The following is a 5195-nucleotide window of genomic DNA, read 5'->3' as shown; positions in this document are numbered from 1 at the left end:
TGGCGAGAATTGAAGAGTTTAGAGGGGCATTTCTGGCATTGCCTATGGGCGGGATGATCTCGTCTGTGATAACTGAGGGCTTTTGTCCTTCTTGTTTCTTTTCATTATCTGCATCAATCATCCCCATGTTGTGCAAAATAAAATTTTTTTCTGTGGCGACTTCTGGCTCAGGGGACGCTATCTCTCTATCCCAGACATCTATATCTTGAAGGTCTGACCTCTGCAACTCTTTACTTTGATCAGAGGGAGGATGATCTAGTGGGGTTGACCCTCCCCAGATCATCTCCACAAGGTGGGACTGTTTCCTTCTTTTAGATTCTGGATGAGTAACGGAAGAAGGAGAGGATTGGGGAGGGGGGGAAGAAGAGGAAGATGAAGAAGAAGAAGATAATGTTTTTTTGTTATCTTGTATTTCGTTTTTTTTCGTATTGTTTTTATTATCTTCTTTATACTGTTTATGATAATAAATTATTTCTGCTTCTACAAGAGGGGTGATAAATTCATAATTATCGGATAATTTACATTGAGTGTTATCATCATAATTATTAACAAAACCTTCTCCTTCTTCTACTCTGGGCTCAACCGGATTAAGGTTTTGTTTTGGGTCACTATTACTCAACTTGGGATTGGGGAATGACTCGATGAATGAATCCAGGGAAGACCAGTTATCTATCACAATGTATTGTGTATCAGCTTCTTTTTGTTCTTTTCCGTTGCCGAAGATAGAAGATTGATTGTGAATTGTCAATTGTGAATTTTGAGTTGAACACTTCAGGTCAGCTAGTTGTTGCAGAGCCATAGAAGGTTGACCGCCTTGAGTCCTATCCCCTTCTAGCACCGCTGCTTGTGCTGCAACGAAATCACACAAAGCGGTCTTGGCAATGGTGAGCACCTGATCGGGATGGTTGTCTAGGGCTGCGATCGCATTTTTGGCAATAGCGGCAAATCCTGGTAAATCAATGGATTCCCCTAACCCCAAGAAAACCTCTGCTTGGTTGCGAACTGTGATGCTGATTTCAGTGGGATTGTCACTATTTAGGGCAGCTTGGATTAAGTCTAACCCTTGACTAACCCCCACTTCAAAAATGGACTGGGTGACGTCGAAGCCCAATTCTACTGAGGTGGGCAGATAGGATTCGAGATCAAAACAGTCTCCCAGCTTCTCTTGGAGTTGGGCAACAACAGCAGCAGTTCGATTCTTGATTTCGGTGTCATCGATTTGCCTCCCTGTGAGTTCAGCGGTTAGAGGTAGGCGGAGACACTCATAAGCTTGAAACAGTAAGGCTTCTATTTGTGGATCAATGTACAAGTCTGGGTTAAAGAGAGCTTTGAAAACATCCTCCAAGGAGTGAGCCACAGTGGCAATTGTTTCCAAACCAATGCTAGCTGCTGCGCCTTTGAGGGTATGGGTAGTCCGCATCAAGTTGTTGACTTTATTGATGCTATAGTTTTCTGACAAACTCAGCAAATCCTCTTCCAAGACTTGCAGCAGTTCCGGTGCTTCCTGGAGAAAGTAGCGATAGCTTTGCTCACGAATTTTCGGGTCATTAGTCATTAGAGCAGTTATCAATTGGGTGAGGTATTTTATTCTTAGGGAGTAGGGAGTAGGGAGTAGGGAATCGGAACCCACCCCTAACCCCTCCCAGGAGGGGAACGGGAATCGGGAATCGGGAAAAAATAATGTGTAGATCATTACTATGATAAACGCTAGTGATTAGTCATTTTAAACTTACCAATTGCTAATGGAAAATTGACAATTAACAGTTGTAATTTTCCATTAACAAAGGACTACTCAACCTTGAACTGGTCAGCAAAAGGACTACTCAACCTTAAACTGGTCAGCACTGGCTTGAAGATTCTTCGCCATGGCGAGGAGTTCTTGGAAAGACTTAGAAATTTCCATGGCATCGGAAGACGTCTTGTTGGCAATTCCTGCAACTTCAGTCATGGTAGTGGTCACGGATTGGAACTCTTGGGTCTGTACCTGGGTGGCTTGGGTAATACCCTCTACAAGCTGGCTGATTTGGCTGGTGGCGTCAACAATGGCATTGAGAGTTAGACGGGTATCTTGTACCATTGCAGTTCCTTGGGCAACCTGTTGAATACCTTTATCCATGGCTGTAGACACCTCAGCGGTACTCTTCTGGATATCCTGCACCAACTGCTCAATCTCAGTGGTGGCTTCCGCTGACTGACGGGCTAGAGAACGCACTTCATCGGCAACAACGACAAAACCCCGTCCGTACTCACCGGCCCTGGTGGCTTCAATGGCTGCATTCAAGGCTAGCAATTGGGTCTGATTCGTAAAGTTGCTAATCAGGTTTACTACCCTCGAAACCTTTTGGGACGATTCGCTGAGGCGTTTGAGCCGTTTGCTGGTTTCGGCCACTGTTTCCCGGATTTCGAGAATTCCATCTACAGTACGGTTCATTGCTGCATCTCCTGCTTGGAGAGTTTGGTTAGCAGTTTGGACTGCCACTTCCACCTGTTGAGCACTCTGACCGACAGCTTCTGTAGAATTAACCATGGTCTGGATGTGCTCTGTTGCTTGACCAAGAGCCATAAATTGCTGCTGGGCTTGGGCTGTGAGCTTCGCAATGTTTGATTCCCTGTCAACAGACGTTTGGGCAACTTTCCTGGAGGCTTGTTGCACTTGAGTCACGATCCGGCGCAGGCTTTGTAAAGTGTTGTTGTAGGCATCAGCAATGGTACCGACTTCATTGTTGGTGACCGGAGCTCGGACGGTGAGGTCTCCTTCTAGAGCTGGTCGCACGGCTGAGAGCAACTGCATTACCTCCCGCTGTACTGCTTCTTTGTCGGCTTTCTCCCGTTGTGCTGAATTAGTGAGCTGCTCAGACTGGTCTTGGATTTGTGCGAGATACTCAGCCTGTTGCAGGGCTGCACCTACTTGCACCCCAATTTGAGCCAGGGCGTTGAGTTCAAACTCTTGCCAGTTACGAGGACCAGTATTTTGGTAGGTACCCAGTAAACCCCATAAGGTTCCTTCAATAAAAATCGGTGCCAGCATATAAGCCTTAACCTCATATTCCTCTAAGGTTTCCAGATAATCGTCAGAATAACCAAAGGTGTAAATGTCATCAACTGCCACGCTTTTACGATTGCGATACTGACCTTCCTGGGTGTCTTGTAGATAAGTATCGGGCCAGAAGGCTTGCATATTGGCTCCCACCCATGGCAACCAACCGGTGGTAACTGCCTCAGCCACAAACTGACCAGTCCAATCTCGATTGAATTGATAGACGGCTACGCGATCGCATTTGAGCAGCTGTCGGACTTGTTGGGTTGTGATACCATAGATTGTATTTGCATCCCGAGACTGGAATAGCTTACCGACTATTTTGGTTACCCCCTGAGCGATTTGAGCCGCTTTGGTGAGTTGGGTAGATTGGGCTCGCACCTGATCTAGGTAATGGGATCGCTGCAAGGCTAATCCCAAGGAATTACTAATTTGGAGCATCAGGGTGACATCAGTATCAAGCCACTGACGGGGTCCGGTATTTTGGTAAGCGGCTAGTAGCCCCCAGAGCTTGTCACCTTGAAAAATCGGCATAATCAGATATGCCTTGGTTTGGAATTTTTCCAGAGTGTTGATGTAGCAGGGAGCAAAACCCATGGTGTAGATGTCATCAACCTTCTTGAAGTGTTCACCTCGGGCGAAGTCTCCACCCTGGGTGTCTTGTAAGTATGTATCAATATGATGACGAGAATTAACAGTCAAGGCTGTAACGTTGCAGCGCTCAGAAGCCGTTAGATCCACCTTCAGGCGGTCGTCTGTTTCTTGTTCAGTGATCAAAGAAAGCCAGCCAGGGGCAACGGATTCAGCCACAAATTGACCACTCCAGTCGGAGTTAAAGCGATAGATCACTACCCGGTCAGCTCCCAACACTTGCTGTAACTCTTTGGTGATTCTCTCGAAGATACTGTAAACATCTAGAGACTGGGACAAATTGTTGCTAAGGCTTGCGACTACTCGCTCCCGCACAGCACCTTGGGCAAGCTGGTGGGACTTGGTCTCCACTTGCTCCAGGTAGCTCAATTGCTGTAGGGCTACCCCAAAGTGCAGGGCAATCTGCTTGGCAAAATCAATCTCATATTCCTGCCATTGACGGGGCTGACTGCATTGGTGAATGCACAACAATCCCCACAATAATGGTCCTTGAAGTAGGGGGACAACTAGATTAGCCCGGACTTGGAACTGAGCTAGCAGCTCAATATGGCAATCACTCAGTCCAGCATTGTACACATCAGCAACCGCTTGCACTCGTCCTTCGGTGTAGTGAGGGGCATACTGTTCACCAAAGCAGTGGTCGTTAACTTTGATTCCTAGCATGGCATCGTAGCCTGATGCCACATCCTCAGATACCAATTCCCCATCATCAAAGCCAGAGTTAGGGTAAAACCGAAATACACCCACCCGGTCAACCTGAAGAAGCTTACGAATTTCGATAGCAGTTGTCTTGAAAATGGTATCGAGGTTTCGAGACTGACCGATCTTGTTGATGATTCTAACTACCCCTCGCTCGATCCGTGCGGTTTTAGCGACCTGGGTGGATTTGGCCTCTACTTGGGCCAGGTACTCTGTTTGTTGTAGAGCAACTTCAAAGTGTAGGGCAATCTGCTTGACAAAATCAATCTCATACTCCTGCCATTGACGGGGCTGACTGCATTGGTGAATGCACAACAATCCCCACAGTTCAGTGCCTTTACACAATGGCACCACCAGGTTAGCCCGGACTTGAAACTGAGCTAGTAGCTCAATGTAGCAATCACTGAGGTCCCCATTGTAGATATCAGCAACTGTGTGTACTTGCCCTTCGACATAGTGGGCGGAATACTCTTCACTAAAGCAATGGTCGTGAATCTTCTTACCCAGCATGGCATCGTACTCATTGGCGACATCTTCAGACACCAACTCTCCATCGTTATAGCCAGACTCAGGGTCAAACCGAAACAGACCCACCCGGTCAGCCATCAGGAGCTTACGGATTTCTATGGTTGTGGTCTTGAAAATGGTATCCAGTTGCCGAGATTGCCGGATCTTGTTGATGACTCTGACCGCTGATTTTTCTAGGTCTGAAGCCTTTAACAGTTGGCTGGATTTTGCGCGCAGTTGATCAATATACTCCGTTTGCTGGAGGCCAACCCCAAATTGTCGGCCCATCTGAGCCAGTATA

Annotated in this window: 2 protein-coding genes; both read right to left on the bottom strand. The window is 46.9% G+C overall.

Annotation, left to right across the window (positions count from 1 at the left end; genetic code table 11):
* Positions 1-1693 (bottom strand): Hpt domain-containing protein (locus AC4II3_RS31110; protein WP_490723009.1); only part of this gene is annotated, 1693 nt, incomplete at its 3' end.
* A 126-nt stretch (positions 1694-1819) separates the two neighbouring features.
* A partial coding sequence (locus AC4II3_RS31105) for a GAF domain-containing protein (RefSeq protein ID WP_490723008.1) occupies positions 1820-5195 on the bottom strand: 3376 nt, incomplete at its 5' end.

Source organism: Moorena sp. (genome assembly GCF_982860115.1).
Note: the sequence above shows the minus strand (reverse complement) of the source record. Positions and strands in the feature narration are given on the sequence as shown.